Raw genomic sequence first — 25,708 nt, forward strand, 5'->3', positions numbered from 1 at the left:
CCAAACCTTGGCCTTTCCCGCAATTCTGTCAAAAAGCTGCTGTTTTCTTCGCTTCACGGCAGGAGTATAGAGCGCTCGGCAAAGGCTGCCGGGGCGCGGCAAGACAAGGCTTCATTCATGGCTCATACGGGCAGACGGATTTTCATTTCGGCCATAACAGCGCTTCTTGCCATACCGGCATCGGCGGCCGAAATCCAGCATCGGACGGAATACCGGGTGGCGCTCGCCGGCCTGCCGATCGCGCGCGCGGCCTTCCTGACGGAGATCGAGGACGATCACAGCTACAAGATCGCCGGCAGCATCAATTCGGCCGGTCTTGCCGATCTCATCACGACGATTTCGGCCAAGACCAGCGTCACCGGCGTCGTGCGGGACGACAGGCTGCAGGCGCAGAAATATTCGCTCTATTACAAGACCGGCAAGAAGGCCCGCGTCTACGAGGTGAGCTACCGCAACGGCAACATCGTTTCGGCAACGACGACGCCGGCGCCGAAACGGCCGAAGAACTGGATCGACGTCACGCCGGGCGACATGCGCTCTGTGCTCGATCCGATCTCCGGCCTGGTCTTTACCGGCGACACCAAGGTCTGCTCGCAGACGCTGCCGATCTTCGACGGCGAGACGCGCATGGATCTGGTGCTGTCGCCGAAGGGCGACGAGGATTTCTCGACCGACGGCTTCAAGGGCAAGGCGGTCGTCTGCGGCGTGCGCTTCGTGCCGCGCTCGGGCTACAAGAAGGGCCGCAAGGACATCACCTATCTCAGCAAGAGCGACCGGATGGAAATCTGGTTTGCCAAATCGGACGCGGCAAATGTATACGCTCCCGTCTATGTGCGCATTCCCACGGAATATGGCATGGTGACGATCACTGCCGTCAAATACGGCAGCAACAGCTGACGGGGCTTCTGCCTGCGTGAAGGGGGACGGGTGAAGCTTCGCGCGACTTTGATCGGTTTCACGGCCATTCTGATGTGGTCGTTCCTGGCGTTGTTCACATCAGCTTCCGGCCGGATGCCGCCGTTCCAGCTTTCGGCCATCTGCTTTGCGATCGGCAGCATCCCCGGCCTCGCCGTGCTGGTCGTCAACCCGTCACGCCTGGCGCTCTTGAAGCAGCCGGCCAAGGTCTGGTTGACCGGTATCGCGGGCCTGTTCGGCTATCATTTCCTTTATTTCACCGCGCTCAGAAACGCCCCCGCGGTCGAGGCGGGGCTGGTTGCCTATCTCTGGCCGCTGCTGATCGTCGTCGGCTCGGCGCTGCTGCCGGGCGAACGGCTGCGCTGGTATCATGTTACCGGCGCCCTTGCCGGGCTCTGCGGCACCTTCCTGATTGTCGCCCGCAACGGCATCGATTTTAACGGCGCCTATGCCGTCGGTTACGGCGCCGCCTTTCTCAGCGCCTTCACCTGGTCCGGTTATTCGCTGCTGACCCGGCGTTTCGACGCCGTCTCCACCGATGTCGTCACCGGCTTCTGCCTTGCGACCTCGATCCTGTCGCTCGTCTGCCACCTCGGCCTGGAGACGACCATCTGGCCGGAAACCGGCTTCGAATGGCTCGCCGTCGCCGGGCTCGGCCTCCTGCCCGTCGGGGCTGCCTTCTATGCCTGGGATTACGGCGTCAAGAACGGCGATATCCAGATTCTCGGCGCTGCGAGTTATGCCGCGCCGCTGCTGTCGACGCTGATCCTGACGCTGTTCGGCTTTGCCGAGCCGAGCTGGCGCATCGCGCTCGCCTGCCTGCTCGTCACCGGCGGGGCGGTGCTCGCCGCCCAGGACATGTTTCGCCGCAAGATCCAGCCGGCCGTTGCGGCGGAATGATCTCAGCCGCCGGGCTTCCAGCCTGGTGGCGCCATCTCGAAGCTCGAAAATTCGAAGCCGGGCGCAACGGTGCAGCCGACCAAGGTGAAGTCGCCGAGGCTTTCGGCCGATTGCCACCAGTTGGCGGGAACGATCGCCTGCGGCCGTTCGCCGGCGGGAAGGTTCGTTCCGAGCGTCAGCGTCTCGCTCGCTGTTCCGTCTGCTGACAGGTGCAGTGAAAGCGGCGCGCCGGCGTAATAGTGCCAGACCTCGGCGGCGTCATGGACGCGGTGCCAGTGCGAGCGCTGTCCCCTGGCCAGGAGGTAATAGATCGCCGTCGAGTGGCCGCGTTCTCCGCCCATGGTGTCGCGGAAGGTCTGCACGTACCAGCCGCCTTCCGGATGCGGCTGCATGCCGAGTTCGCGGATGATCTCCTCGGGCGACATCAGAAATTGTCCTTGCGCTTGCGGATCTCGGCAAAGACTTCTTCGTTGGTCTTGCCTTCCATCAGCAGATTGCGGCGGATCGCCGGATCGGAGGCGCGCAGGAACGGATTGGTTTCCTTCTCCAGCCCCAGCGTCGTCGGAATGGTGAATTTGCCGTCGGCCCGCAAGGCCTCGATCTCGGCGGCACGGCTCGTCAGCCTCTCGTTGCCGGGATCGACCGTCAGCGCGAAGCGGGCATTGGAGAGCGTGTATTCGTGGCCGAAATAGACGGCGGTCTCATCCGGCAGCACGGCGAGTTTCTGCAGCGAATGCCACATATCGGCGGCCGGGCGTTCGAACAGGCGGCCGCAGCCGAGCGCAAACAGCGTATCGGCGGCAAAGAGCAGCTTGTCGTCGACGAAGTGATAGCAGATGTGGCCGGCGGTGTGGCCGGGTGTCTCGATGACATCGACCGTGTGATCGCCGAAAAGGAAGCTGTCGCCATCGGCCATCGTCCGGTCGAGGCCGGGAATGGCGATGGCCTCGTTGATCGGGCCGATGATCTCGCAGCCGAACCGCTCCTTCAGCGCCAGGTTGGCGGCGACGTGGTCGGTGTGATGATGCGTGGTGAAGATGTGGGTGATCTTCCAGCCGCGGCGTGCCGCCGCCTCCAGGATTGGCGCCTCCTCCGGCGCGTCGATCGCCGCGGTAAACCCTGTTTCCGGATCGTGGACGAGAACACCGAAATTGTCGGTGCGGCAGAGAAAAACGTCTAATTCCAAAGGTTTCATCGTTCAATAATCCCTTGTCATGCGAGTCTCGCGGAAATGTAGAGGGTCCGGTCTTGAAGTCCAACCGCCCGCTGATAACATTTATCGCAATGCACGCCGATATCGTCGACCTACGCCAGTTCTACCATTCCGAGCTCGGGCGTCTTGCCGAGCAGTCGATCGCCATGGCGCTGTCCTCGCTCTGGGTGCGGCTGCCGCAGGAGCGTCTGGTCGGCCTTGGTTATGCCGTGCCTTTCCTCGACCGCTTCCAGGCCGATACCGAGCGCACCTTCGCCTTCATGCCGGCCGGGCAGGGCGCGGTGAACTGGCCGATGGGTTCGCTCTCGTCGACGACGCTTGTCTTCGACGAGGAACTGCCGCTGCCGGATTCCTCGATCGACCGGGTGCTGATGGTGCATTCGCTTGAATTTGCCGAAAGCCCGCGCGAGACGCTGAAGGAGCTCTGGAGGGTGCTGGCGCCGGGCGGGCGGCTGGTTATCGTCGTGCCGAACCGGCGCGGCGTCTGGGCCCGCATGGAGCATACACCCTTCGGTTCGGGCCGCCCCTATTCGCGCGGGCAGCTGACGCATCTGCTGCGCGAGACGAATTTCACCCCGGGCGCAACCGCCGAGGCGCTGTTTTTCCCGCCGTCGAAGCTCAGGACCATCCTGCGGCTTCGCCGTGCCTTCGAGCGGATCGGCCGAACGCTGTGGCCGGCTTTTTCCGGCGTCATCATCGTCGAGGCGCAGAAGCGGCTCTATCAGGGGCTGCCGGTTGCGGCGCGCGCCTCCCGACGCGTCTTCGTGCCGGTTCTCGCCCCGCACGGCGTGCCGACCACACGCAGCCGCTGAGGCCGACCGGCTCTCGACAAGAACCGGATTCCGCTTTAATGCCACGGGGTCATTTTCCGGCAATTCCAAGGTCGATCCCATGAGCGTTGAGATGAGCAAGCCCGTTCCGCGTCCCGGTATTCTCGATATCGCATCTTATGTGCCGGGCAAGGAACATGTGCCGGGCGTTGAGCGCGTCTACAAGCTTTCGTCCAACGAAACGCCGCTCGGCGCCAGCCCTAGGGCGATCGAGGCCTTCAAGGCCGCTGGCGGCGATCTCGGGCGTTATCCCGACGGGCAGGCAGTCGAACTGCGCGAGGCGATTGCTGCCGTGCACGGGCTCAATCCGGCAAACATCCTGTGCGGCAACGGTTCCGACGAACTGCTCGGCCTGCTCTGCCATGTCTATCTTGGCGCCGGCGATGAGGCCGTTATCACCGAGCACGGCTTCCTCGTCTACAAGATCCAGATCATGGGCGCAGGCGCCACGCCTGTCGTCGTCCGGGAAAAGGACTATACCGTCGATGTCGACGCGATCCTGGCGGCCGTGACGGAGAAGACCAAGATCGTCTTCATCGCCAATCCCGGCAATCCCACCGGCACCTATGTTCCGGTCAGCGAGATCCGCCGCCTGCAGGCCGGGTTGCCGAAGCACGTCGTGCTCGTGCTCGACGCGGCCTATGCCGAATATGTGCGCCGCAACGATTATGAAGCCGGCATCGAGGTCGTGTCCTCCAATGCCAATGTGGTAATGACCCGCACCTTCTCGAAGGCCTACGGCCTTGCGGCGCTGCGTGTCGGCTGGATGTATGCGCCCGTCGAGATCGTCGACGCGTTGAACCGGGTGCGCGCGCCCTTCAATTTGAATGCAGCGGCAATCGCTGCGGGTGCTGCGGCCATCCGCGACCAGGCCTTCATCCAGCAGGCCGTCTCCTTCAACCAGATGTGGGTGGAGACGCTCACCCAGGCGCTCGAAGCGATCGGCCTGAAGGTGACGCCTTCCGTTGCCAACTTCGTCCTCATCCATTTCCCCGAGGTCGACGGCAAGCGCGCCGCCGATGCCGACGATCTGCTGGCGAGCCGCGGCTATATCCTGCGCGCCGTGCGCAGCTACGGCTTCGCCAATGCGTTGCGCATGAGCATCGGGCCGGAAGAGGCCAACCGCGGCGTCATCGCCACCCTCACCGAATTCATGGGACGCAACGCATGAACGTGCAGTTCGATCGTATCGCGCTGATCGGCATCGGTCTGATCGGCTCTTCGCTCGCCTACGACATCCGGCGGCTTGGCCTTGCAAGAGAGATCGTCGTCGCGACGCGCAGCCCCGATACGCTGAAGCGTGCGGAAGAACTCGGTCTCGGCGATCGTTACACGACATCGTCGGCCGATGCCGTCGAGAATGCCGACCTCATCATCGTTTCGGTGCCGGTCGGCGCTTCGGAAAGCGTGGCGAAGGAGATCGCGGGACGCTTGAAGCCCGGGGCTATTGTTACCGATGTCGGCTCCACCAAGGCCTCGGTCATCGCGCAGATGCTGCCGCATATGCCCGATCATGTGCATTTCATCCCCGGACATCCGCTGGCCGGTACCGAAAAATCCGGCCCGGATGCCGGCTTTCCCGGTCTCTTCGAAGGCCGCTGGTGCATCTTCACGCCGGTCGCCGGCACCGACGAGGCGGCGATGAAGCGGCTGCGCCGCTTCTGGGAAGCGCTCGGCTCGAAGGTCGACGAGATGGATGCCGAGCATCACGACAAGGTGCTGGCGATCGTCTCGCACCTGCCGCATATCATCGCCTACAACATCGTCGGCACCGCCGACGATCTGGAGACGGTGACGGAATCGGAAGTCATCAAATATTCGGCCTCCGGTTTTCGCGACTTCACCCGCCTTGCTGCCTCCGACCCGACCATGTGGCGCGACGTCTGCCTGCACAACCGCGATGCGATCCTCGAAATGCTGGCCCGTTTCTCGGAGGATCTCGCCTATCTGCAGCGCGCGATCCGCTGGGGCGAGGGCGACAAGATTTTCGAACTCTTCACCCGCACACGCGCCATCCGCCGCTCGATCGTCCAGGCCGGCCAGGACGTCGACGCGCCCGATTTCGGCCGCCCCCACGCGCTGGATAAGAAGTAACGGCCGACGCCGAAACGTCAGATCGGCGGAATCCGGCCGAGCGGGATGAAACCGCTGACGGTGGCGTTGCCATGATCGACGACGAGATCGACTGAGACCTTGTCTTTGCCGCCGGCGAGCGATTTCAAGAGCTTCGTCGCCGTATCGACGGTCGAGGCGACATCCGGGAAGGCCTGTTTCAGGCTGTGGCCCCAGGGACCGAGCTGTTCGATCTCCAGCTTGAATTTTCCGGAGAGCAGACCCTGCTCGTCAAGGGAGAAAGGCCCGGTGAGCGTCATCACCTTGCCGTCGCCGATGTCGGCGACGATGCGGCGCAGTTCACCGCTGGCACCGTTGAGACCGCTCGGATCACTGCCGTCGATCAGGCCGGCCTTGCCGGCGATGGTCAGATCGATGCTGGCGGAGAATTTCGGGAAGATCTGCGGCCAGTCCTTGATCGCCGTGTGGCCATCCTGCACCGAGATTGCGCCATCCAGATCGGCACCGTTCTGGCGCAGATGGATTTCGGTGCGAGCGGCATCGAAGCTGATGGTCTGGCCGGTGTAGGAGGAGACCGCCGTCGCTTTCAGGCCCTCGATCACGGTCGAGCTGCGGTTGATGCCCTTGAGCCTGGTTGCAAGACTTGCTTGCAGGTTCGCCCATTGCGCCGAGATCGAAAGGCCATTGGTGGTGCGGATTTCGGCCGGCGAATCAAGCTCCCAGACGATATTGCCGGGCGCGTAGACCTGGGCTGCCGAGCGCAGCGCGCCGAAGCTGGCCGAGACGCCGTTGACATTGTCGTCGACATCGATCTTGGAGCAGAACAGGCCGATACGGAAAGGATAGCCGCGGAATTCGATATCGCCGCATTCGCCGCTGACGCCCGCCGGATTGCCTGGTGCGATCGCTTTCAGCACCGTGGTCTTCAACGCCGATGCTGCATAGAACCAGCCGCCGGTATAGAGCGCGATCACCAGGAGGATGCCGCCACCCAGCAGCCAGAATTTCTTGCCGCTGCTGGATTGACCGCTGCCGGATCGGCTTGACGCTGCCATGATGTTCTCCAATGGTGAATCGCAAATGTGATTCCGGTCTGGCGTGCGATATGGACGAATTTTGGGTGTTTGGCTACGGTTCGCTGATGTGGAATCCGGGCTTCGAGTTTTTGGAACGGGCTGATGCTCTGCTGCATGGTTACAGGCGTTCGCTCTGCGTCCGCTCCTTCGTCCATCGCGGCACCCGCGACAGTCCGGGTCTCGTCCTCGGCCTCGACAGAGGCGGTGCCTGCCGCGGCATGGCCTTCCGTATTTCGCCGGGTAAATGGGACGAGGTGATCGATTATCTCCGCGCCCGCGAACTGGTCACCAATGTCTATCTGGAGCGGCGAGTGCGGCTGCAATTTGCCGGAGGCCGCAGGGTGGAGGCGGTGACCTATGTTGCCGATCGCGACCATGAACAATATGCCGGTACGCTCGACGCATTTGAGGCGGCGCGCGTGGTGAACGAGGCGACGGGCCAGTCCGGGCCGAACGATGCCTATGTCTTCAACACGCTGGCGCATCTGAGGCAGATGGGCATCCGCGATCAGTGGCTGGAGCAGGTCGTCAACGAAGTGGAGCGGCTACGCGCCTAAAACTAGAGCTTAGGCCGTTTCCGCCTTCACCCTACGCAGCTCCGCCAGCCTTTCGACCGCTGTCGGCGGCAACGGCAGATGCGGATTTTGCTCGACGGTCTCCAGAAGAAGCTCGTCGCTTGCCCGTTCCGATACCTCGATCAGATGGGCGAAAAAGGCGTCCGGATCCATGCCCGGCATGATCGGCGGCAGGATCTTCACCTTGAAATGGCCGGGATAACGGCGAAAGCTTCGCCGCGGCCAGAAGAGGCCGGGATGCATGGCGACCGGCACGACCGGGATGTTGAGGTCGCGGTACATGCGGGCGATGCCGTATTTATAGACCGGCTCCGCACCCGGTGGACGGCGGGTGCCCTCGGGATAGATGATCAACTGGCGGCCGGTCGAGAGCTCTTCTTTCGTGCGTTTCAGCACTTCCACCATCACCTTGCCGCGGGCGCCGCGATTGACCGGGATCACCCGCTGCTTCTTGGCGTACCAGCCGAACAGCGGAATCCACATCAGCTCGCGCTTCAGGATGTAGACCGGGTCTTTCAGCCAGGGCAGCAGCGCATAGGTATCCCAGAAAGACTGGTGCTTCGGCGCCAGGATGTAGCTGCCATCCGGCAGGTTCTCCAGACCCTCGATCTCGAAGGTCGTGCCGACGATCACCCGCATCAGCCAGTGGTTGGAACGCGCCCAGTTCTTCGGGATCGCATAGGCGGTCAGGCGCGGCGCCACGAAATAATAGGGCGAGAGCACGATCATCCGGATGATGAGGTTGGCGTAGAAGATCGTGTTGAAGAGAACGGAACGCAGGGCGATCATGAAATTTTCCCGAGGCATGCTCACGCGACCGGCCTACACGATATTGCCCGTCATAAAAAGCGTTTGCTGATGGGTTAATGCAAAAGCTCAGTCTGCGGCGGACACGCTTGCCGAGCGCAGCCCGGTGTGGCGGCCGAAGCCGGTGATGTTGCGGGCGCCGGCCAGCAGCACTTTCACATATTCGGCGAGCATGACGCGCATCGCGTTCGGATCGGTGAACCAATTGCGGGTTTTCAGATCCGAGTTGACGACGGGATAGGGAATGAACTCGATGTCGGGATCGACATAGGAGAGCTCGGCGAGGCTTCGCGGCATGTGGTAGTTGTTGGTGACGACGATGACGCTCCTGTAGCCCTTGGCATGGATCCAGTTGGAGGCTTCCTCGGCATTGCCGATCGTGTCTATGGCGTCGTGACCGATATCGACGCAGCAGGAGAAGAGATCGGCCGAACCCTGCGTCATCCTGCGGATCTGCCTCGGCGTCGTGGTCGGATGGACGCCGGAGATCAGCAGCCGTTTGCCAGCGCCCTTCTGCAGCAGCTCGACGGCCTGGTCGATGCGCTGGTAGCCCCCCGTCAATACCACGATCGCATCTGCCTTCGGCTCGGCCGGGGGCTTCAGCGTGGTGACGGAATCGGCGAACCGCAGGAAGCCGCCGAACACCAGCGCCATGGCCAACACGCAGGCGAACCCGCCCCAACGCAGCAGGCGGCGGATCAGCCCGCGCCGCGGCGCCAAAGGCGCCGGGCGATCAAGCTCCGGGTCCTGATGAATCGGGTTGGGTGTCGTATCTCCCATGGTCATGAATCGTGACTATACGCTGATTGCGGCGCGGAACAGACGCTTTCATGGCAAAACGGCATGGTCACGATCAACTCGCAATGCCGTCGGTGCGTGTCGGGTCCGAGCGTAGTGTATCGATTTCGTAGATCGTCCGCATGACGGTCAGACGCGCGGTGAAGGTGGTCAACAGCGCGATGACGATCATCGTTGCGAAGATGCCGGCATAACCGAGCACGCCGACGGAAAAGGTGCCGAAGAGTGCTGTGGCCTGATCCGTTTCCGGGGTGGCGAGCGTCCGGCTCTGCCAGAAACCCGCGGAGGCGAAAAAGAGAGCGGCAAGCGCGCTGCCGATCGCCGAGCCCTTGAGGCTGATCTTCAGAAAATGCTTCTGGAATTCGGTGGCGACGAAGGAGCTTTCGGCGCCGACGAAATGCAGCACTTCGACGATGTGGCGGTTGCCCGACAGCGCACCGCGCGTGGCGAAGACGACGGTCAGCACCATGGCCGAGAAAACCAGAAGCAGGATGCCGGTGCCGATCAGAACCGTCGTGTGCGCCATGGACACCAGCCGGTCGACCCAGGTGCGGTGATCGTCGAGGCTGGCCTGCGGGATGCTGTCCTTGAGCATCGCCCGCATTCCATCGAAATCCGGCGGATTGCTCTCGTCGATGGTGATGACGACGAGGCGGGGGACGGGCAGATCCTTGAGATCGAGACCGGGGCCGAGCCAGGGTTCGAGCAGGCGGGCGGTCGCCGCTTCGTCGACGATCTGGCCGCTCTTGGTGCCGACGAAGGTCAACGCCAGGTCACGCGCCTGCGTCAACGCCTTTTCCATGTCGAGGTTGTCGTCCGGCTTGATCTGGATGGTGATCTCGCGGGAAATCTGGCTCTCCCAGCTTGCCGCCGTCGAGCGCACCATGCTGACGCCGCCGAGCGTCAGGCAGGCGAGGAAGGCCATGATCGATATGACCACCATCAGGGCGTTGCCCTGGATGTTGGACGGCGGCAGGATCGGCGCGGTCGGGCGCACGCGCATTTCCGGCCGCTTCTGTTCCGCCTTGCCAGGCGCCATGTCCCGGTTTCTGGATGGGGGCTCAGTCATAGATATCGAGATGCCCCCCCGAAAGGATCATGCGGCGGGCTTCCACCTGTTCCATCAGCGCCAGGTCATGCGTGGCGATCACAACGGCCGTGCCGAGGCGGTTCAGCTCGAGAAAGAGGTTGAGCAGGCGCTTGGCCATCGGCGGGTCGACATTGCCCGTGGGCTCGTCGGCCAGCAGCACTTCCGGCCGGTCCATCAGCGCCCGGGCGATGGCGGCACGCTGTTTCTCGCCGCCGGAAAGCACGGGCGGCAGCACGTTGATGCGTTCGCCGAGGCCCACCCATTTCAGCAATTCCAGCACGTCCGTCTTGTAGGAGCTTTCATCCTTGCCGCGTACACGCAAGGGCAAAGCGACATTTTCATAGGTCGTCAGGTGGTCGAGGAGGCGAAAATCCTGGAAGACGATGCCGACGCGGCGGCGCAGCAGCGGCAGTTCCGGGCGGGGAATTTCGGAAATATCGCGCCCGAACATGCGGATCAGGCCGCGTGTCGGCTGCAGCGACATGAAGAGTAGCCGCAGCAGCGACGTCTTGCCGGCGCCCGATGGGCCCGTCAGGAATTGAAAGGATTTCTTCGGAATGTCGAAAGTCAGGTCCCGGAGAATCTCCGGGCCCATGCCATAGCGCAAACCGACATTCTCGAAGTGGATCAACGGGCAGCTCAGTCTGTTCTTGGTTTCACCGTGTGACTTGTTAACCAACAGGGTTAACAGCCGGTAAATTTGCTGGAAAGACGCCCGTTTGATGGCGATCTTTGCGAAGCATTAACCATTAAAATTTACGACTGAGGAGGATTCGTTTCAATGCCAAGATTTCTCCCGGCATCGAAACCATGTGGACATCTGCGAGGCAGTCACCATGGAAGCATCCTCCTTCAGCCGCCGGACGCCGGGCCAGGTCTATGATTTCCTGCCGCCGGAACCTGCTGCCCGCCAGTACCGCACGGCGCGGCCTGCCGATATTTCCGACGCCGAATTCGTCACCCTCGGCAAGGTCCGATCGACGGAATTTGCCGCAAGGACTTATAACGACAACCGCAAGCGCATGGCCGGTGCACAGGCTGCACAGTCGCCGCTTGCGGGGATGGCCGCTTCGGTTTTGCAGGCGATGGAATCCTTCCTGCAGCGCGCGTCGATGCGGAGTTTTTCCGCGTTGGTGCTGGCGCTCGTCGTGCTCGTCTTCGGGCTTACGGGTGGTTTTTCCGGCTTTTCCGGGGAGCCCGCCTATTCCGGCGCGCCGCTGCATTTCACCCATGTGACGGTGACGCCGCGCGACGCGAACGGCATGCGCGTACTCGTCATCAACGGCATCGTCGAAAACGACAGCGGTACGACACAGACGGTGCGGCCGATCCGTGCCGATCTGGTGACCGACGAGCGGCTGACCGCCAGCATCGTCATCAATCCGCCGTCCGATGTCATCTATAGCGGCCAGAGCCGGGGCTTCTCGGCCCGTGTCCAGCATACCGGCGGAAAAATGCCGGAAGTCAGGCTTTCGTTCCTGCCATAGAAATCTGGCCTGCCATAGAAAATCCGGGGCCTGTCGCGGCCGGCTTTCCGGTCACAACTCGCGCCAATCCCGTTAAATTTCAGAGGCGAGGCTGTTTCGGACCCGCATATGTGCTAACGGCTTACCCTTCTTTTCATGGAGCAAGCCCTTATGCCTGTCGTGCGCGGAAAAAATATCGAGCCGCTCTTCACCGCCGAACAAATCGCCGAGCGCAATCATTCGATGGCGCGGGAGATCGCCAACGGCCCGACCAAGGACCTGCTCGTCATCGCCGTGCTCAAGGGGTCGTTCATCTTCGCTGCCGACCTGATCCGTGCCCTGCATGATAGCGGGCTTGCCCCGGAGGTCGAGTTCATCACGCTGTCGAGTTATGGCATCGGCACTGTTTCGCAGGGCGTGCGCATCGTCAAGGATATCGACAGCGACGTGCATGGCCGCGACGTACTGCTGATCGACGATATCCTCGAATCCGGCCGGACGCTGCTGTTTGCCAAGGAATTGCTGTTCGAGCGGGGCGCACGCAATGTCACCATCGCCGTGCTGCTCGACAAGCGCGTCAAGCGCAAGGAAAAGCTGGAGGCCGACTATGTCGGTTTCGAATGCCCCGACTATTTTGTCGTCGGCTACGGCATGGACGTCGCCTATGCGTTTCGCGAACTGCCTTTCGTCGGCGTGGTGACCGGCGACGCCTGAGCGGCTGTAAGTCATTCCGGCGTCTTTCGAGGGTCCGAGAGAGGCCCGGCGCTCGCTTGCCGGTCGAGACGGGTTGTTAACCATCTCGTCCATCGCTTCCTCATCTTTACCGATCGCAAAGGAAAGTCTGGTGATTTCCGTCGCGGGGCTGAAGACGGAGCAATGCACATATGGCAAGAATTCTGATTACGGAAGACGAGGACTCCCTGCGGTCTTTCGTAGCCCGAGCCCTGCGGCTCGATGGCCACGAGACAGATGAAGCGGCCGATGGCGCCGAGGGGCTGGAGAAGCTCAAGGACGGGGCTTACGACCTGCTGCTTTCAGATATCCGTATGCCTGTGATGGATGGCATCGAACTTGCGCATCAGGCAAAGGACGCCTTTCCCGGCCTGAAGATCCTGCTGATGACCGGCTATGCCGAACAGCGCGAACGGGCCGACGATCTTGCCGAAAAGATCATCGACGTCGTCGCCAAGCCATTCGCGCTTCCCGATATCCGCAAGGCGGTTGCCCGGGCGCTTGTCGCTTAAGCGCGTTCATTATCGGAATTTCACGCGTAACCCCGAAAATCGATTTCGATTTTCGGGGTTACGCGCTTGAGAGCTACTGAATATCCAGCAGTCGTTCGAGATACCGCCGTTCCATTTCCTGGGGCGGATTGTTGCCGAGCTTCTCGCGGATCGCGTCTAGGATTTCGCGGGCGCGCTGAACGTCGATCTCATCGGGGACTTTCACGCTGTTGTCGCCGAAATCCGGTCCGGTGGGGCGTGGCCGGCCGAGTGGGTCGCGGCCGTTCTGGTCGCCACCCTGGCTCATCTGGCCGTTCGGACCCTGGCCTTGCTGGCCCTGCTGCGCCTGCATCATCTGGTTCATCATGTCGCGGGCGCCCTGACGAAGCGCCTCGAGCGCGCGGCCCTGGTTCTCGATGGCCGGCTGGCCGCGGCCCTGGCCGAGCTCGCGGCCGGCGCCTTCCATCTCGCGTTGCGCCTGGCCGAAGCCCGGGCCGGGTTTCATGCCCATTTCGCCCAGCTTCTTCTGCAATTCGCCAAGCTGTTTGCCGAGCGCATCCTGCTGGGTGCGTAGCTGTTTCAACGCCTCGCGCAACTGCTCGGCCGTCATCTGATCCGAAGGCTGCTGGCCGTCTTTGCCTTGCTGGCCCTGCTGCTGATCCTGCGATTCGCCGTTTTCTTCGGGGTTCATCTCGTCGAGCAGCGGATCGTTTTCGCCCATGTCGGGTTCACCGCGCTGCATGCGGTCCCTGAGCTGCTGATCAAGGCGGAAGGTCTGATCCATCAGCTTCTGCTGGTCACGCAGGATCTCGCCGAGCTTGTCGATCTGCTTGCGGGCCTCGCTGTTTTCCTGGCTCTGCTGGCCGCGCTGCGGCCTGCCGGCCTGCAGATTGTTCATCATGCGCTGCAATTCCGACAGCATCTGCTGGGCCGCGTCACGATTGCCGGAGCGGGCGAGATTCTCGATCTGGTCCATCATCCGTTCCAGATCCTGCTGGCGCAGGATGTTCTGCGCGTTCTGGTTCGGCTGCATCGGCGCGTTCTGCATACGCTGGGCAAGCTCGGCCATATAGTCCTGCATCGCCTTGCGCAACTCGTCCATCAGCTTCTTGATTTCCTCGTCCGGGGCGTTGCGGTTCAACGCGTCGGCAAGGTTCTGCTGAGCCTCGCGCAACTTGCGCTCGGCAAGCGAAAGATCGCCGTCCTCCATGCCGAGAGCGATCTCCCAGAGATACTGGGCCGTATCCTTGAGCGCTTCCTCACCCCTCGCCAGCTTCATGCGCGTCAAGGCGGATTGCAGCAGCAGATAGTTGGTGAGCTTGGGGATGGTCTCCTCGGGACGGATGGTCAGCGCCTCGTTCAGCGCGATCGCCTGTGGCATCTTGCGGGTGTCGAGCGCGAAAACCTGCCGTTCCTCGGCGACGGCTGCGGCAAGCGGCTCGCTGAAGGGCCGTGACGGCAGCGCCATCTCATGCGGCGGGCTGCGGCCGGTCTGGCCGGCGGCATCCTTGGCGACGAGTGTTACGCGCACGCGCTTGCCGGCAAGCGGATGGTCGGTCAGGTTGCGGCTGGTGACGCCCTTGGCGTCGCGGGCGTTGCGGCGGGGGATGTCCAGGCGGTATTCCGGCAGCGGATAGAGCGGCGTCGCCGTCGGATCGTTTTCCAGAGGAACGATCTCCGCATGCGCCTCCTGGACGCCGTAGTCGTCCTTGACGGTAAAGCCGATTTCAAGCGCGCCGTTGACGCTGGACTTCGGCAAGCCGTCGAAGGCGATCTCAGGCGCTTTGTCGGGAAGGATGTTGAAACTCCAGCGGCGGCCGTTGACTTCGAGCGCGCCGCTCTCCTCGAGTTTCATCATATGCGTCTGCGCGACGGGCGCCGGGCTGGCCGAGGCCGTATTCGGCTGTTCGCCGGCCGACACCGCCGCCTGCTGCGGTTTGCTATCCGCCTGCACTGATATATCCTGCGCCTCGCCGTTTGCCTTGCGGAACACCACCTTTTCGGCGGTCTTTCCGCCACTGACGCGGACGGTGAGGCCTGAAAATTGCGGGATGTCGATCGGCGCCTGCTCGCTGCCGTCCGCGGTCAGGTAGATCGGGGCGCGGCCGGTATAAGAAGGCGGCGTCACCCAGGCGTCGATGCGCACCGCAGGATCGACCGTGACCTGCTCGGGTGCCGCCTGCAGCGCATCACCGATCGAGCCGCCATTGATCGACAGCGAATAAGCGAAGGCGGTGACCAGCAACAGCGCCGGCACGGCACGCAGCGCAAAACGGTCATGTGCGGCGATATCCGGTCGCGGCAGGCCGGCATCGAGCGCTGCGATCTTTTCCGCCATGCGGGTCTGGTGCTCGCGCCAGAGCGCTTGCGCGAAAGGCGTATCCAAGGCCAGTTCGTCTTCCTGGACCGTCACCGGCTGGTGCGGCAGGCCGTTGCGCTCTTCCAGCATGCGGTCGGCCTCGCCGACATCAGGCCAGCGCAGGCTGCGGAAGGGGAGGAGCGAGACCAGAAAAACCGCGGCAAAGGCGATCAGCAGCAGGATGCGCAGCCAGTCCGGAACGCTGCGGAAGACACCGAACCAGGAGGCGGAGAGATAAAAGGCGATGACCGAGAGCACCGGCATCAGCGGCGGCAGCAACTGCTCGAAAAACAGCACGATGCGCGCCAGCAGGCGTTTCGTCGTTACCAGCCGGGCAAGCGAAGGGCGGAGCGCAAATGCACCTTTCTTCTGCCTCGAGGGGCTTGTCATCGATCCGGTCTCCGCGATCTGGCGTTCTGGAACAGAGGGCGCTTCCGGCGATTGCGGGGCAATACGCTCATGACTGACAAGGATAACACTCTTTGTGGCGAAGGCGAGGGCGAGCGGCCGGCAATACCGGCTTTTCACGTTTATTCGCCAAAAAGTGATGGCCGTTTAAAGCGCGTCGCGATCTTCCAGATTGCTCCTCGCGCTTTAACTCTTTGAATCCAAATCGCTTCCGATTTTCGGGCCGATGCTAGTCGAGCCAGGTCGGAACGGAGTCGAGGCTGATCAGTTCCGCATAGGTTCTGCGTGGGCGAATCACATGGAAATCGCTGCCTTTCACCAGAACTTCGGGCACCAGCAGGCGGCTGTTATAGGTGCCGGCCTGGACCGCGCCATAGGCGCCGGCCGTGCTGACGGCGATCAGGTCGCCGGGCTTCGGCATTGCCATTTCGCGATCGAGCGCCAGGTAATCGCCGGTCTCGCAGACGGGGCCGACGACGTCGGCGCGGATGCGCGGGGCGTTCGCCGCCGAAATCGTCACCGGGCGGATTTCGTGATAGGCCTCGTAGAGCGTCGGGCGGATGAGATCGTTCATCGCGCCGTCGACGATGACGAAGGTCTTTTCGCCGCCATCCTTCACATAGAGGACTTCGGTCACCAGGATACCGGCATTGCCGACGATCAGGCGGCCAGGCTCGGTGATGATCTTGCAGTTGAGGCCGCGGAGCTGGTTCTTGACGATCGCTGCATAGGCATCCGGCAGCGGCGGCGGATTGTTGTCGTCCTTGTAGGGCACGCCGAGGCCGCCGCCGATATCGACGTGATGAATGGTGTGGCCGTCGGCGCGCAGCGTCGCGACAAGGTCGTGCAGCAGCTTGAAGGCGTCGTCGAAGGGCTGCAGCTCGGTGATCTGGCTGCCGATATGCATGTCGATGCCGGTGACTTCGATGCCCGGCAGCTTGGCGGCATGGGCATAGATGGCGCGGGCACGCTCCCAGGAAATGCCGAACTTGTTTTCCTTCTTGCCGGTGGAAATCTTCGAATGCGTTTTCGCATCGACATCCGGGTTGATGCGGAAGGAGACGGGTGCCTTCTTGCCGGCGTTGACGGCGCGCTGGTTGAGGATTTCGAGCTCAGGCTCGGATTCGACATTGAAGCAGTAGATGCCGGCTTCGAGGGCGAAGTCCATTTCCTGCGGCGTCTTGCCGACGCCCGAGAACATGATGCGCTCTGCCGGAATGCCGGCGGCAAGCGCACGGCGCAGTTCACCTTCCGAGACGACGTCGATGCCGGCGCCGAGGCGGCCGAGCGTCTTCAGCACCGCCTGGTTGGAATTCGCCTTCATCGCGTAGCAGACCATGGAGTCGACATCGCCGAAGGCTTCGGAGAAGACGCGGTAATGGCGTTCCAGCGTCGCGGTGGAATAGACGTAGAAAGGTGTGCCGACCGCCTTGGCGATCTCGGGAACGGGAACGTTCTCGGCGTGAAGAATGCCGTCGCGGTACTCGAAATGGTTCACGGGCTTATGCCTTAAAGAAGAGGATCGAGAAGGAAGGGCTTGTCAACGGTTCCCGGCTGTTTCGTCGGCTTGGAAACATCGCCTTCCTTGGTTGCCGCAGCACTCGGCGGATCGAGATCGCCCTTGCGCCCGCATCCGGCAACGGCAAGGCCGATGACGGCGAGCACCGCCGTCAGGCGGATGAGATGCGGCAAGCTCTTCTGCATGGATATCCTCTTGTGCGGCATATGACGGACATCATTCATTTGAACGATGGCGATCTTCATAGCGAAGTTTATCCGCCTTGTGCACCCTGATTGTTGGACGCTCTGCCCTGCGGCAAAAGGCGAGGCGGCTGTCGCCCCGCCCCCTATCTCTCAGTTGCGGGCGCGCCAGAAGGCGATCTGCTTGCGCACCTCGGAAGGTGCGGTACCGCCGAAGCTCTTGCGGCTGGCGACGGAGGCCTCGACGGTCAGCACGTCGTAGACCTTGTCGGTGATGGCGGAATGGATCGCCTGCAGATCGGCAAGCGGCAGTTCGGCAAGGTCGCAGCCCTTGCTTTCGGCAAGCGCCACGGCGCGGCCGGTGACGTGATGGGCATCACGGAAGGGCAGGCCCGCTTCGCGCACCAGCCAGTCGGCAAGATCGGTCGCCGTCGAAAAGCCGGAGCCGGCCGCCGCCTTCATGCGTGCGGTATTGACCGTCATGTCGCGCACCATGCCGGTCATGGCGGCGATTGCCAGTTCCAGGCTCTCGGCCGCGTCGAAGACCTGTTCCTTGTCTTCCTGCATGTCCTTGGAATAGGCAAGCGGCAGTCCCTTCATGATCGTCAGCAGCGCCACCAGCGAGCCGTTGATACGGCCGGTCTTGGCGCGCACCAGTTCGGCGGCATCCGGGTTCTTCTTCTGCGGCATGATCGACGAGCCGGTGGAGAAGGCGTCGGAGAGACGGACGAAACCGAATTGCGGGGTCGACCAGATGACGATCTCTTCGGCCAGGCGAGACAGGTGCATGCCTGTAATCGCTGCGATCGACAGGAATTCGATGGCGAAATCGCGATCGGAGACGGTGTCGATGGAATTGCGGGTCGGCTCGCGGAAACCGAGCGCCTTGGCTGTCATGTGGCGATCGATCGGATAGCCGGTGCCGGCAAGGGCGGCCGCACCAATCGGGCTCTCGTCCAGATGCTCGATGGCGTGGCGCACGCGCGAGCGGTCGCGGCCGAACATTTCGACATAGGCCATGCAATGATGGCCGAAGGTGACGGGCTGGGCGGTCTGCAGATGGGTAAAGCCCGGCATGACGCTTTCGGCATGTTCTTCGGCGCGGTCGAGGAAGGCGGCGATCAGGCCGGTCAGCATCCTTTCGGTCTTCTCAAGCTCTTCCTTCACCCAAAGGCGGAAGTCGAGCGCCACCTGATCGTTGCGCGAACGGGCGGTGTGCAGCCGGCCGGCCGCCGGGCCGATCAGCGTCGCCAGGCGCGCCTCGATATTCATGTGGATGTCTTCGAGCCGGCGGGAGAATTCGAAATTGCCGCTTTCGATTTCTGACAGGATCGTGTTTAGCCCGTGAACGATCTTGTCCTTATCGTCTGAAGAAATGATGCCCTGATGGGCAAGCATCGTCGCATGGGCGATCGAACCGCGGATATCCTGGGCGAATAGCTTCTTGTCGAAACCGATCGAGGCATTTATCTCCTCCATGATCGCGTCCGGGCCGGAGGCGAAGCGCCCACCCCACATCTGGTTGGAGGATTTGGTGTCCGTGTTGCTCTCGGCCATGGAAGATGCCCGTCCTGGAGAATGAAATGACGACAAAAAAACCTTTCGGCCTGCCGTCCGTAAAATTGATCGCAATCGCCGCCGTTGCAGGCGTGGTTGCCGGTGCGGCAGCGGTATACGTGAAGGAGACCGGGATTGGCAATGGCGGCGGTGAAACCGCCTCGACCAAATGTCCATTGGCGAAGGAACGGGCTGCCAATCTGACCCCGCTGATGAAGGGGCAGGTGGCCGCCATGGTCGCTGCCAATGAGCCGCGCAAGCTGACCGGGGTGTCCTTCAATGGGCCGGACGGCAAGCCGCTGACGCTCGATCATTTCGCCGGCAAGACCGTGCTTCTCAATCTCTGGGCAACATGGTGCGTTCCCTGCCGCGAGGAGATGCCGGCGCTGAACGCGCTCGAGAAGCAGATGGGCAGCGACAAGTTCCAGGTCGTGCCGGTCAATATCGATAGCGGCGACGACGAGAAGCCGAAGACCTTCCTCGCTGAAACCGGTGTCGATGCGCTGCAGCTTTACCGCGATAATACGATCGCGGTCTTCAACAGCCTGAAAAAGGAAGGCCTCGCCTTCGGTCTTCCGGTGACGCTGCTGCTCGACGACAAGGGTTGCCTGATCTCCGCCATGAACGGCCCCGCCGCCTGGGATAGCGACGATGCAAAGGCGCTGATCAAGGGTGCTATCGGGTCGTAAGGAGACCGGTCAGGAGTCACCGTCTCCTTTGATGAGGAACACCCCCGCGAGCCCGATCAGGACGCAGCATTGCAGCAGGAACATCGGTGTTTCGGTCGACATGGCATTCCCTCCCATTCACGGCAAGGAAAGCATGTCGCGAGCGTCCGGTCCATTCGCCCTTTCTGATGATGTCTGCTTAAATCATGTCGCGCAAAAGTGGGCTGCGGTTTTGCGATCACGACATTCGGAAAACCAAAGGCTTTAGCGCGTCGGCACCGGCACTTCGCCGCGATAGTCGTAGAAGCCGCGACCGGATTTGCGGCCGAGCCAGCCGGCTTCGACATATTTCACCAGCAGCGGGCAGGGGCGATATTTCGAGTCCGCCAGACCGTCGTGCAGAACCTGCATGATCGACAGGCAGGTGTCGAGGCCGATGAAATCGGCAAGCTGCAGCGGCCCCATCGGATGGTTGGCGCCGAGCTTCATCGCGGTGTCGATGGCATCGACCGTGCCGACGCCTTCATAGAGCGTGTAGATCGCCTCGTTGATCATCGGCAGCAGGATGCGGTTGACGATGAAGGCGGGGAAATCCTCGGCGACGGTGATGGTCTTTTCCAGCGTGCCGACGAATTCCTTGGCGGCGGAGAAGGTCTTCTCATCGGTCGCGATGCCGCGGACCAATTCGACCAGCTTCATGACCGGCACCGGGTTCATGAAATGTATGCCCATGAAGCGTTCGGGGCGGTCGGTGGCGGCAGCAAGCCGGGTGATGGAAAGGGAAGAGGTGTTGGTGGCAAGCAGCGCTTCCGGCTTCAGGACCGGACAGACCTGGGTGTAGATCTTGCGCTTGACGGTTTCATCTTCGGTGGCGGCCTCGATGACGAGATCGGACGGGGCGAGATCATTGACATCGGACGAGCCCGAGATGAGCGACAAGGTCGACTTGCGTTCCTCTTCGGTCATCTTGCCGTTCGTCACCAGCCGGGCGAGATTGCCGTTGATGGTGGCAAGGCCGGATTCGATGCGGTCCTGCGAGAGATCGTAGATGTGAACCCTGTAACCTGCGGCGGCCGAAACATGCGCGATGCCGCAGCCCATCTGGCCGGCACCGATAATACCAATATTCTTCAACACCGCATTCATCTCCAAACCCCCACACGGCATCCGCCCCCGCGCTGCCGCATTTTTTAGCAATACTGCCGGGCAAATGATCGCCCGGCAGCAGTAGTAGCGCCATAAAAGATAATTTTCCAGTCATTCGCAAGTGCGAAAGAAAAGCATTTGGCGCGCTTAGAGCGCCTTCTGCAATTCCGGCAGGGCTTCGAAGAGATCGGCGACCAGGCCATAGTCGGCGACCTGGAAAATCGGCGCCTCCTCGTCCTTGTTGATGGCGACGATTACCTTCGAATCCTTCATGCCGGCCAGATGCTGGATGGCGCCTGAGATGCCGGCGGCGATATAAAGCTGCGGCGCCACCACCTTGCCGGTCTGGCCGACCTGCCAGTCGTTCGGCGCATAACCGGCATCGACGGCCGCGCGGGAGGCGCCGACGGCAGCACCGAGCTTGTCGGCAAGCGGCAGGATGACTTCGCGGAACTTCTCCGCCGAGCCCAGCGCCCGGCCGCCCGAGAGGATGATCTTGGCAGAGGTCAGTTCCGGACGGTCGGAAGCCGACAGCGCATCCTTGACGAACGTCGACAGGCCCGGATCGGAAGCGGCAGTGATCGCCTCGACGGAGGCAGAGCCGCCTTCAGATGCCGAGGCAAACGAGGCGGTGCGCACGGTGATGACCTTCTTGGCATCGCTTGCCTGCACCGTCTGGATGGCATTGCCGGCATAGATCGGCCGCTTGAAGGTATCGGCTGAGACGACTTCGATGATCTCGGAGACCTGGGCGACGTCGAGCAGGGCTGCGACGCGCGGCAGCACGTTCTTGCCGACCGAGGTGGCGGCCGAGATGATCGTGTCGTAACCGGCAGCAAGCGAGACGATCAGCTCGGCCAGCGGCTCGGCCAGATTGTTGGCGAGTGCGTCGCTTTCGGCCAAGAGCACCTTGGAGACGCCGGCGAGTTTGGCGGCCGCATCGGCCGCAGCCTTGGCGCCCTTGCCGGCAACCAGCACATGAACTTCGGAGCCGATCTGGCTTGCTGCGGTCAGCGCCTTGGCGGTCTGGTCGGAAAGGCTCGAATTGTCGTGATCGGCCAGAAGAAGAATGGTCATGGTGATAATTCCTTTCGAACCTTAGAGCACGCCGGCTTCGTTCTTCAGCTTGTCGACGAGTTCGGCGACCGACTTGACCCTGACGCCGGCCTTGCGGCCACTCGGCTCCTCGGTCTTCAGCACCTTCAGCCGCGGTGTGGTATCGACGCCGAAATCGGCCGGGCTCTTCTTGTCGAGCGGCTTCTTCTTCGCCTTCATGATGTTCGGCAGCGAGGCATAACGCGGTTCGTTCAATCTGAGATCCGAGGTGATTACCGCCGGCAGCTTGATTTCGATGGTCTGCAGACCGCCATCGACTTCGCGGGTCACAGTTGCTTTGCCGTCACCGATTTCGATCTTCGAAGCGAAGGTCGCCTGGGCCGAACCCAGGAGGGCCGCCAGCATCTGGCCGGTCTGGTTCGAATCGTCGTCGATCGCCTGCTTGCCGACGATGACAAGGCCAGGCTGTTCGGCATCGGCCACGCCCTTGAGGATCTTGGCAACGGCGAGCGGCTCGACCTGATCCTCGGTTTCGACCAGGATCGCCCGGTCGGCGCCCATGGCAAGTGCGGTCCTCAGCGTCTCCTCGGCCTTGGCAGGGCCGATCGACACCACCACGACTTCCTCGGCCTTGCCGGCCTCCTTCAGCCGTAGCGCTTCTTCCACCGAGATCTCGTCGAACGGGTTCATCGACATCTTCACATTGGCTAGCTCGACACCCGTGCCGTCCGGACGAACCCGGATTTTCACGTTGTAGTCGACAACCCGTTTGACTGGGACGAGAATCTTCATGGGGTCCTTCCTTCAGGGAAAACTGGCTTCAGAGGCTTTTCTAGAAAATGCGCGCTCAGGCGCTGCTCCGATTGTCGAATGGCGACATGGATACGCGTTTTTCCTCCAATTTCAACGCTTGCATGACGCAGGCAGGCGATTTGACCCGCAATATATTAACGTTTACGTTCACGTCAATGTCGCTATGAGCGCCGGCCCCAGGGAAAGCGCTGCGCTATCCGTCCGCCGGTTCCGGCGGCGATGGTCGGAACGGCGCCGGGACTGTTTCTCACGGCCCGCGGTGTGACGATCTCCCGGTCGAAGAGCGGCACGCCGGGCCGGCGCAAGACGAGGATTAAAAGAGCCCCGGCAATGATGCCGCCGACATGCGCGCCCCAGGAAACGTCGCTTTCGGGTGTGATCGCCAGCATGAAGAACTGCTGCCCGATCCACAGAAGCAGCGGTACGAAAGCCGGCAGGGGCAGCGGCACACGGAAGAACACCAGCACCCAAACCCTGACGCGCGGATGCAGCATGACATAGGCGGCAACCACGCCGGAGACCGCTCCCGATGCGCCGACCAGCGGCGCTTGCGACGTCATGCCGAGCAGGCCGTGGCAGAGCGCGCCGGCGGCTGCGCAGGCGAGATAGAACATCAGGAAGCGCAGATGCCCCATCGCATCCTCGACATTGTCGCCGAAGACCCAGAGGAAGATCATGTTGCCGGCGAGATGCCAGAAGCCGGCGTGAACGAAGGCATAGGTGAGATAAGTCAGCGGTTCCGGCACGATTTCGAGCCCCGGCGCCAGCACCGCATCGCCGAAGACGATGGCCGGGATGTAACCGAGCCCGACTGTTGTCGCCTGGGCTGCCTGCTCGCTCTCCAGGCTGGTGAATAGCCAGATTGCGACATTCAGCGCGATCAGCGAGAGCGTCACCCACTGAACCTTGATATGTTTCAGCGTATTGGCGTCGTGAAGTGGTATGAACATAAAGGCCCCCCGGCGATCGTCGTCGCGGCGAACCTATCTGTTTTTTCCGGGAACCCAAAGCACATCTGCTTGGCCCCGGTCATTTGCATGGCGCGCCGCGACGAAGAGGAAATCCGAGAGCCGGTTGACGTATTTCCTGGCCGGCTCGCTGACGATTTCGCCATCTGTGCGGGCAAGCGCCACCATCAGACGTTCGGCGCGCCGGGCAATCGTGCGGGCAAGATGCAGATGTGCGGCAGCGGGGCTGCCGCCCGGGAGGATGAAGGATTTCAGCGGATCGAGACCGGCGTTCAACTGATCGATATCGCGCTCGACGCGGTCGACCTGGGTCTCGACGATCCGCAGCGGTTCATAGGCCGGCGTCTCGCCGGTATCCGGTGTGGCGAGATCGGCGCCGAGATCGAAAAGGTCGTTCTGGATCGACATCAGCATGGCGTCGAGTTCGGGCAAGGCTGATGTGTGCAGCCGCGCCAGGCCGATCGCGGAATTGGCCTCGTCGATCGTGCCATAGGCTTCGACGCGCAGATCGTCCTTTGTCCGGCGCGGGCCGGACACCAACCCGGTCGTGCCGTCATCGCCGGTTTTGGTGTAGATTTTGTTGAGTTTCACCATGTTGCACCGCCTGTTGAGGGGAGGGCGTTTGCATCACACGGTTTCCCCTCATCAAGTCGGTTCAGCCCGGGGTTTGCTGCGCTCGCGGATGGTGCCGCTGACACTGTCTGCGCGATGAGTGGCTCCTTCGACCCGCCCCAACCTCCGTCATGCTCGGGCTTGACCCGAGCATCCGCACCGCATCCACCCGCAGCGGGCATGGATCCTCGGGTCAAGCCCGAGGATGACGGAGAGCGGGGTTGGCCGTCTTGCCAAGCTCTCTCCGGTATACTGACGCACACCGCGTCGAGATGGTTCCTCAAGCCGGCGCTCACCTCTCCGCCATCATTCCTGTCTGCGCCCATCATCGAAATCCCCACTCCATTGGTCATCTCAGGTCGGCCGGCCGCCGCCGGTCAGCCAGAGCGTCACCATGATCAGGATGACGGCGATGGCCTGCAGCAGGACGCGAAGCTGCATCAGCTTGTTGGAACGGTTGGCGTCGCCGCCCTTCATCATGTTGAAGAGGCCGCGGATCAGGACGAGGGCGACGGCGCCCATGACGATGATCGCAAGGATATAGGTGACCGTGGACATGGCATTCAGCTTTCTCAGTCCGTCCAGCGCATCAGGCGGTAGAAGAGGTCTGCCGGAAGCAGCCGCTTCAGGACCATGCCCTGTTTAGCCGGCGTCGTTACAGGATAATGTGGTTTTGGATTTTTAGAGTTCAATGCGTGTTTCAAGACGGAATAGACCGCCTCCGGGCCAAGCTTGTGGCGGTTGACCGGCCCCGATCCGTCGAGCCTTGCCAGTTGCCTGACATAGTCGGCGGCGTGCGGTGAATTGTCGACATCGATATGCTCCCTGATCTTGGCGAGCGCATTGGCGGTGAAACGCGTGGCGATCGGCCCCGGCTCGATCAGGCTCACATGGATGCCGCTGCCCTGCAGCTCCATGCGCAGAGTGATGCTGAGGCCTTCGAGCGCGAATTTGGAAGCGGTATAGGCGCCGCGGTAGCGATAGGGCACGACGCCGAGGATCGACGAGCATTGCACGATCCGTCCCTGTCCGCGTTTGCGCATCGCCGGAATCACCTGCCGCGTCAGTTCGTGCCAGCCGAAGAAATTCGCCTCGAACTGGGCGCGCAGCGCCGATGTCGAAAGATCCTCGACGGCGCCCGGCTGGCCGTAGGCGCCGTTGTTGAAGAGCGCGTCGATGCGGCCGCCGCTGCGTTTCATGACGCTGTCGACCAGTTCGGAAATCGTCTCGGTCCTGGCATAGTCCATCAGGAAGGCTTCGATGCCGTCAGCTTCCAGGCTCGCCAGATCCTCGGTTTTGCGCACCGTCGCGAAGACGCGCCAGCCATCGGCTTTCAGTGCCCGGGCGCAATGAGCGCCGATCCCGGACGAGCATCCGGTGACGACGATGGTGCGCTCTCCCGCCATGGAATGATTCCTGTACAAACTGGGACTCGTTTCCCATATTCGGCCAGA

28 protein-coding genes are annotated in these 25,708 nt (G+C 62.3%); 10 read left to right on the forward strand and 18 right to left on the reverse strand.

What is annotated here, in order from left to right; all coding sequences use genetic code 11:
• Positions 1 to 117 precede the first annotated feature (117 nt).
• Positions 118 to 897, forward strand: a complete 780-nt coding sequence (locus tag GGD57_RS25355; protein WP_184472968.1) for a DUF3108 domain-containing protein — start codon at positions 118 to 120, stop codon at positions 895 to 897.
• 30 nt (positions 898 to 927) lie between these two features.
• Entirely contained in the window at positions 928 to 1,815 is an 888-nt protein-coding gene (yddG, locus tag GGD57_RS25360) for an aromatic amino acid exporter YddG (RefSeq protein ID WP_184472969.1), read from the forward strand.
• Positions 1,816 to 1,817: 2 nt separating this feature from the next.
• Here yddG and GGD57_RS25365 read toward each other — a convergent pair whose 3' ends face one another.
• Both GGD57_RS25365 and gloB read right to left on the reverse strand, forming a co-directional pair.
• Positions 1,818 to 2,240: a cupin domain-containing protein gene (locus GGD57_RS25365; RefSeq protein ID WP_184472970.1), complete on the reverse strand. Its 423-nt coding sequence runs from the start codon at positions 2,238 to 2,240 to the stop codon at positions 1,818 to 1,820.
• Positions 2,240 to 3,010: a hydroxyacylglutathione hydrolase gene (gene gloB / locus GGD57_RS25370; RefSeq protein ID WP_184472971.1), complete on the reverse strand. Its 771-nt coding sequence runs from the start codon at positions 3,008 to 3,010 to the stop codon at positions 2,240 to 2,242. The genes GGD57_RS25365 and gloB overlap by 1 nt, the downstream gene beginning before the upstream one ends.
• Positions 3,011 to 3,063: 53 nt before the next feature.
• Here gloB and GGD57_RS25375 point away from each other — a divergent pair, with 53 nt between their 5' ends.
• The 3 genes from GGD57_RS25375 to GGD57_RS25385 all read left to right on the forward strand — a co-directional run bounded on the left by GGD57_RS25375 (position 3,064) and on the right by GGD57_RS25385 (position 5,952).
• Positions 3,064 to 3,840 carry a class I SAM-dependent methyltransferase gene (locus GGD57_RS25375; protein WP_126910553.1) on the forward strand — a complete coding sequence of 259 codons (777 nt, stop codon included), beginning with the start codon at positions 3,064 to 3,066 and terminating at the stop codon, positions 3,838 to 3,840.
• 91 nt (positions 3,841 to 3,931) lie between these two features.
• Positions 3,932 to 5,029, forward strand: coding sequence for a histidinol-phosphate transaminase (gene hisC / locus GGD57_RS25380; protein ID WP_184472972.1), 1,098 nt, complete (start codon positions 3,932 to 3,934; stop codon positions 5,027 to 5,029).
• Positions 5,026 to 5,952 (forward strand): prephenate/arogenate dehydrogenase family protein, encoded by a 927-nt coding sequence (locus GGD57_RS25385; protein WP_184472973.1) that lies wholly within the window; start codon positions 5,026 to 5,028, stop codon positions 5,950 to 5,952. Before hisC ends, GGD57_RS25385 begins: the two co-directional genes overlap by 4 nt.
• A 17-nt stretch (positions 5,953 to 5,969) precedes the next feature.
• Here the strand turns inward: GGD57_RS25385 and GGD57_RS25390 are convergent, their stop codons facing one another.
• Entirely contained in the window at positions 5,970 to 6,986 is a 1,017-nt protein-coding gene (locus tag GGD57_RS25390) for a DUF2125 domain-containing protein (protein WP_184472974.1), read from the reverse strand.
• A 50-nt stretch (positions 6,987 to 7,036) separates the two neighbouring features.
• Between GGD57_RS25390 and GGD57_RS25395 the strand changes: the two genes are divergently transcribed.
• The gene (locus tag GGD57_RS25395; protein ID WP_184472975.1) at positions 7,037 to 7,564 is read left to right on the forward strand and encodes a gamma-glutamylcyclotransferase; all 528 of its coding nucleotides are present in this window, start codon (positions 7,037 to 7,039) and stop codon (positions 7,562 to 7,564) included.
• 9 nt (positions 7,565 to 7,573) lie between these two features.
• Here the strand turns inward: GGD57_RS25395 and GGD57_RS25400 are convergent, their stop codons facing one another.
• The 4 genes from GGD57_RS25400 to ftsE form a co-directional block, all read right to left on the reverse strand.
• Positions 7,574 to 8,371 carry a lysophospholipid acyltransferase family protein gene (locus tag GGD57_RS25400; RefSeq protein ID WP_184472976.1) on the reverse strand — a complete coding sequence of 266 codons (798 nt, stop codon included), beginning with the start codon at positions 8,369 to 8,371 and terminating at the stop codon, positions 7,574 to 7,576.
• A gap of 87 nt (positions 8,372 to 8,458) precedes the next feature.
• Positions 8,459 to 9,175 carry a YdcF family protein gene (locus GGD57_RS25405; RefSeq protein WP_184472977.1) on the reverse strand — a complete coding sequence of 239 codons (717 nt, stop codon included), beginning with the start codon at positions 9,173 to 9,175 and terminating at the stop codon, positions 8,459 to 8,461.
• Between the two features lie 67 nt (positions 9,176 to 9,242).
• Positions 9,243 to 10,256, reverse strand: coding sequence for a cell division protein FtsX (locus tag GGD57_RS25410; RefSeq protein WP_126910560.1), 1,014 nt, complete (start codon positions 10,254 to 10,256; stop codon positions 9,243 to 9,245).
• Positions 10,249 to 10,908 (reverse strand): cell division ATP-binding protein FtsE, encoded by a 660-nt coding sequence (gene ftsE / locus GGD57_RS25415; RefSeq protein WP_003567051.1) that lies wholly within the window; start codon positions 10,906 to 10,908, stop codon positions 10,249 to 10,251. Before ftsE ends, GGD57_RS25410 begins: the two co-directional genes overlap by 8 nt.
• 205 nt (positions 10,909 to 11,113) lie before the next feature.
• On the opposite strand from ftsE, the gene GGD57_RS25420 reads away from it, so the two are divergent.
• The 3 genes from GGD57_RS25420 (at position 11,114) to GGD57_RS25430 (ending at position 12,987) form a co-directional block, all read left to right on the forward strand.
• Positions 11,114 to 11,764, forward strand: a complete 651-nt coding sequence (locus tag GGD57_RS25420) for a hypothetical protein (RefSeq protein WP_184472978.1) — start codon at positions 11,114 to 11,116, stop codon at positions 11,762 to 11,764.
• Between the two features lie 150 nt (positions 11,765 to 11,914).
• On the forward strand, positions 11,915 to 12,457 hold the full coding sequence (hpt, locus tag GGD57_RS25425) for a hypoxanthine phosphoribosyltransferase (protein ID WP_003567049.1): 543 nt from the start codon (positions 11,915 to 11,917) through the stop codon (positions 12,455 to 12,457).
• A 170-nt stretch (positions 12,458 to 12,627) separates the two neighbouring features.
• Entirely contained in the window at positions 12,628 to 12,987 is a 360-nt protein-coding gene (locus tag GGD57_RS25430) for a response regulator (RefSeq protein WP_054182490.1), read from the forward strand.
• A 73-nt stretch (positions 12,988 to 13,060) separates the two neighbouring features.
• Here GGD57_RS25430 and GGD57_RS25435 read toward each other — a convergent pair whose 3' ends face one another.
• The 4 genes from GGD57_RS25435 to argH form a co-directional block, all read right to left on the reverse strand.
• Positions 13,061 to 15,715, reverse strand: coding sequence for a TIGR02302 family protein (locus tag GGD57_RS25435; protein ID WP_184472979.1), 2,655 nt, complete (start codon positions 15,713 to 15,715; stop codon positions 13,061 to 13,063).
• Positions 15,716 to 15,962: 247 nt separating this feature from the next.
• Positions 15,963 to 17,231 (reverse strand): diaminopimelate decarboxylase, encoded by a 1,269-nt coding sequence (gene lysA / locus GGD57_RS25440; protein WP_184472980.1) that lies wholly within the window; start codon positions 17,229 to 17,231, stop codon positions 15,963 to 15,965.
• A gap of 11 nt (positions 17,232 to 17,242) precedes the next feature.
• Positions 17,243 to 17,437, reverse strand: a complete 195-nt coding sequence (lptM, locus tag GGD57_RS25445) for an LPS translocon maturation chaperone LptM (RefSeq protein WP_003582619.1) — start codon at positions 17,435 to 17,437, stop codon at positions 17,243 to 17,245.
• A 150-nt stretch (positions 17,438 to 17,587) separates the two neighbouring features.
• Entirely contained in the window at positions 17,588 to 18,991 is a 1,404-nt protein-coding gene (gene argH, locus GGD57_RS25450) for an argininosuccinate lyase (protein ID WP_085738550.1), read from the reverse strand.
• Positions 18,992 to 19,017: 26 nt separating this feature from the next.
• Between argH and tlpA the strand changes: the two genes are divergently transcribed.
• The gene (gene tlpA / locus GGD57_RS25455; protein WP_184472981.1) at positions 19,018 to 19,680 is read left to right on the forward strand and encodes a thiol:disulfide interchange protein TlpA; all 663 of its coding nucleotides are present in this window, start codon (positions 19,018 to 19,020) and stop codon (positions 19,678 to 19,680) included.
• A 243-nt stretch (positions 19,681 to 19,923) separates the two neighbouring features.
• On the opposite strand, the gene GGD57_RS25460 is transcribed toward tlpA, so the two are convergent.
• The 7 genes from GGD57_RS25460 to GGD57_RS25490 form a co-directional block, all read right to left on the reverse strand.
• The gene (locus GGD57_RS25460) at positions 19,924 to 20,805 is read right to left on the reverse strand and encodes a 3-hydroxybutyryl-CoA dehydrogenase (protein ID WP_017966357.1); all 882 of its coding nucleotides are present in this window, start codon (positions 20,803 to 20,805) and stop codon (positions 19,924 to 19,926) included.
• A gap of 147 nt (positions 20,806 to 20,952) precedes the next feature.
• The gene (locus GGD57_RS25465; protein WP_184472982.1) at positions 20,953 to 21,882 is read right to left on the reverse strand and encodes an electron transfer flavoprotein subunit alpha/FixB family protein; all 930 of its coding nucleotides are present in this window, start codon (positions 21,880 to 21,882) and stop codon (positions 20,953 to 20,955) included.
• Positions 21,883 to 21,903: 21 nt separating this feature from the next.
• Positions 21,904 to 22,653 (reverse strand): electron transfer flavoprotein subunit beta/FixA family protein, encoded by a 750-nt coding sequence (locus GGD57_RS25470; protein WP_184472983.1) that lies wholly within the window; start codon positions 22,651 to 22,653, stop codon positions 21,904 to 21,906.
• Positions 22,654 to 22,835: 182 nt separating this feature from the next.
• Entirely contained in the window at positions 22,836 to 23,624 is a 789-nt protein-coding gene (locus tag GGD57_RS25475; protein WP_184472984.1) for a rhomboid family intramembrane serine protease, read from the reverse strand.
• Between the two features lie 33 nt (positions 23,625 to 23,657).
• Positions 23,658 to 24,236 carry a cob(I)yrinic acid a,c-diamide adenosyltransferase gene (locus tag GGD57_RS25480; protein WP_184472985.1) on the reverse strand — a complete coding sequence of 193 codons (579 nt, stop codon included), beginning with the start codon at positions 24,234 to 24,236 and terminating at the stop codon, positions 23,658 to 23,660.
• A gap of 372 nt (positions 24,237 to 24,608) precedes the next feature.
• Positions 24,609 to 24,812, reverse strand: a complete 204-nt coding sequence (locus GGD57_RS25485) for a twin transmembrane helix small protein (protein WP_010065544.1) — start codon at positions 24,810 to 24,812, stop codon at positions 24,609 to 24,611.
• Positions 24,813 to 24,826: 14 nt separating this feature from the next.
• Positions 24,827 to 25,660 carry an SDR family oxidoreductase gene (locus GGD57_RS25490; protein ID WP_184472986.1) on the reverse strand — a complete coding sequence of 278 codons (834 nt, stop codon included), beginning with the start codon at positions 25,658 to 25,660 and terminating at the stop codon, positions 24,827 to 24,829.
• Positions 25,661 to 25,708: the final 48 nt, after the last annotated feature.

The organism is Rhizobium esperanzae (assembly GCF_014197615.1).
Classification (GTDB): domain Bacteria; phylum Pseudomonadota; class Alphaproteobacteria; order Rhizobiales; family Rhizobiaceae; genus Rhizobium; species Rhizobium esperanzae_A.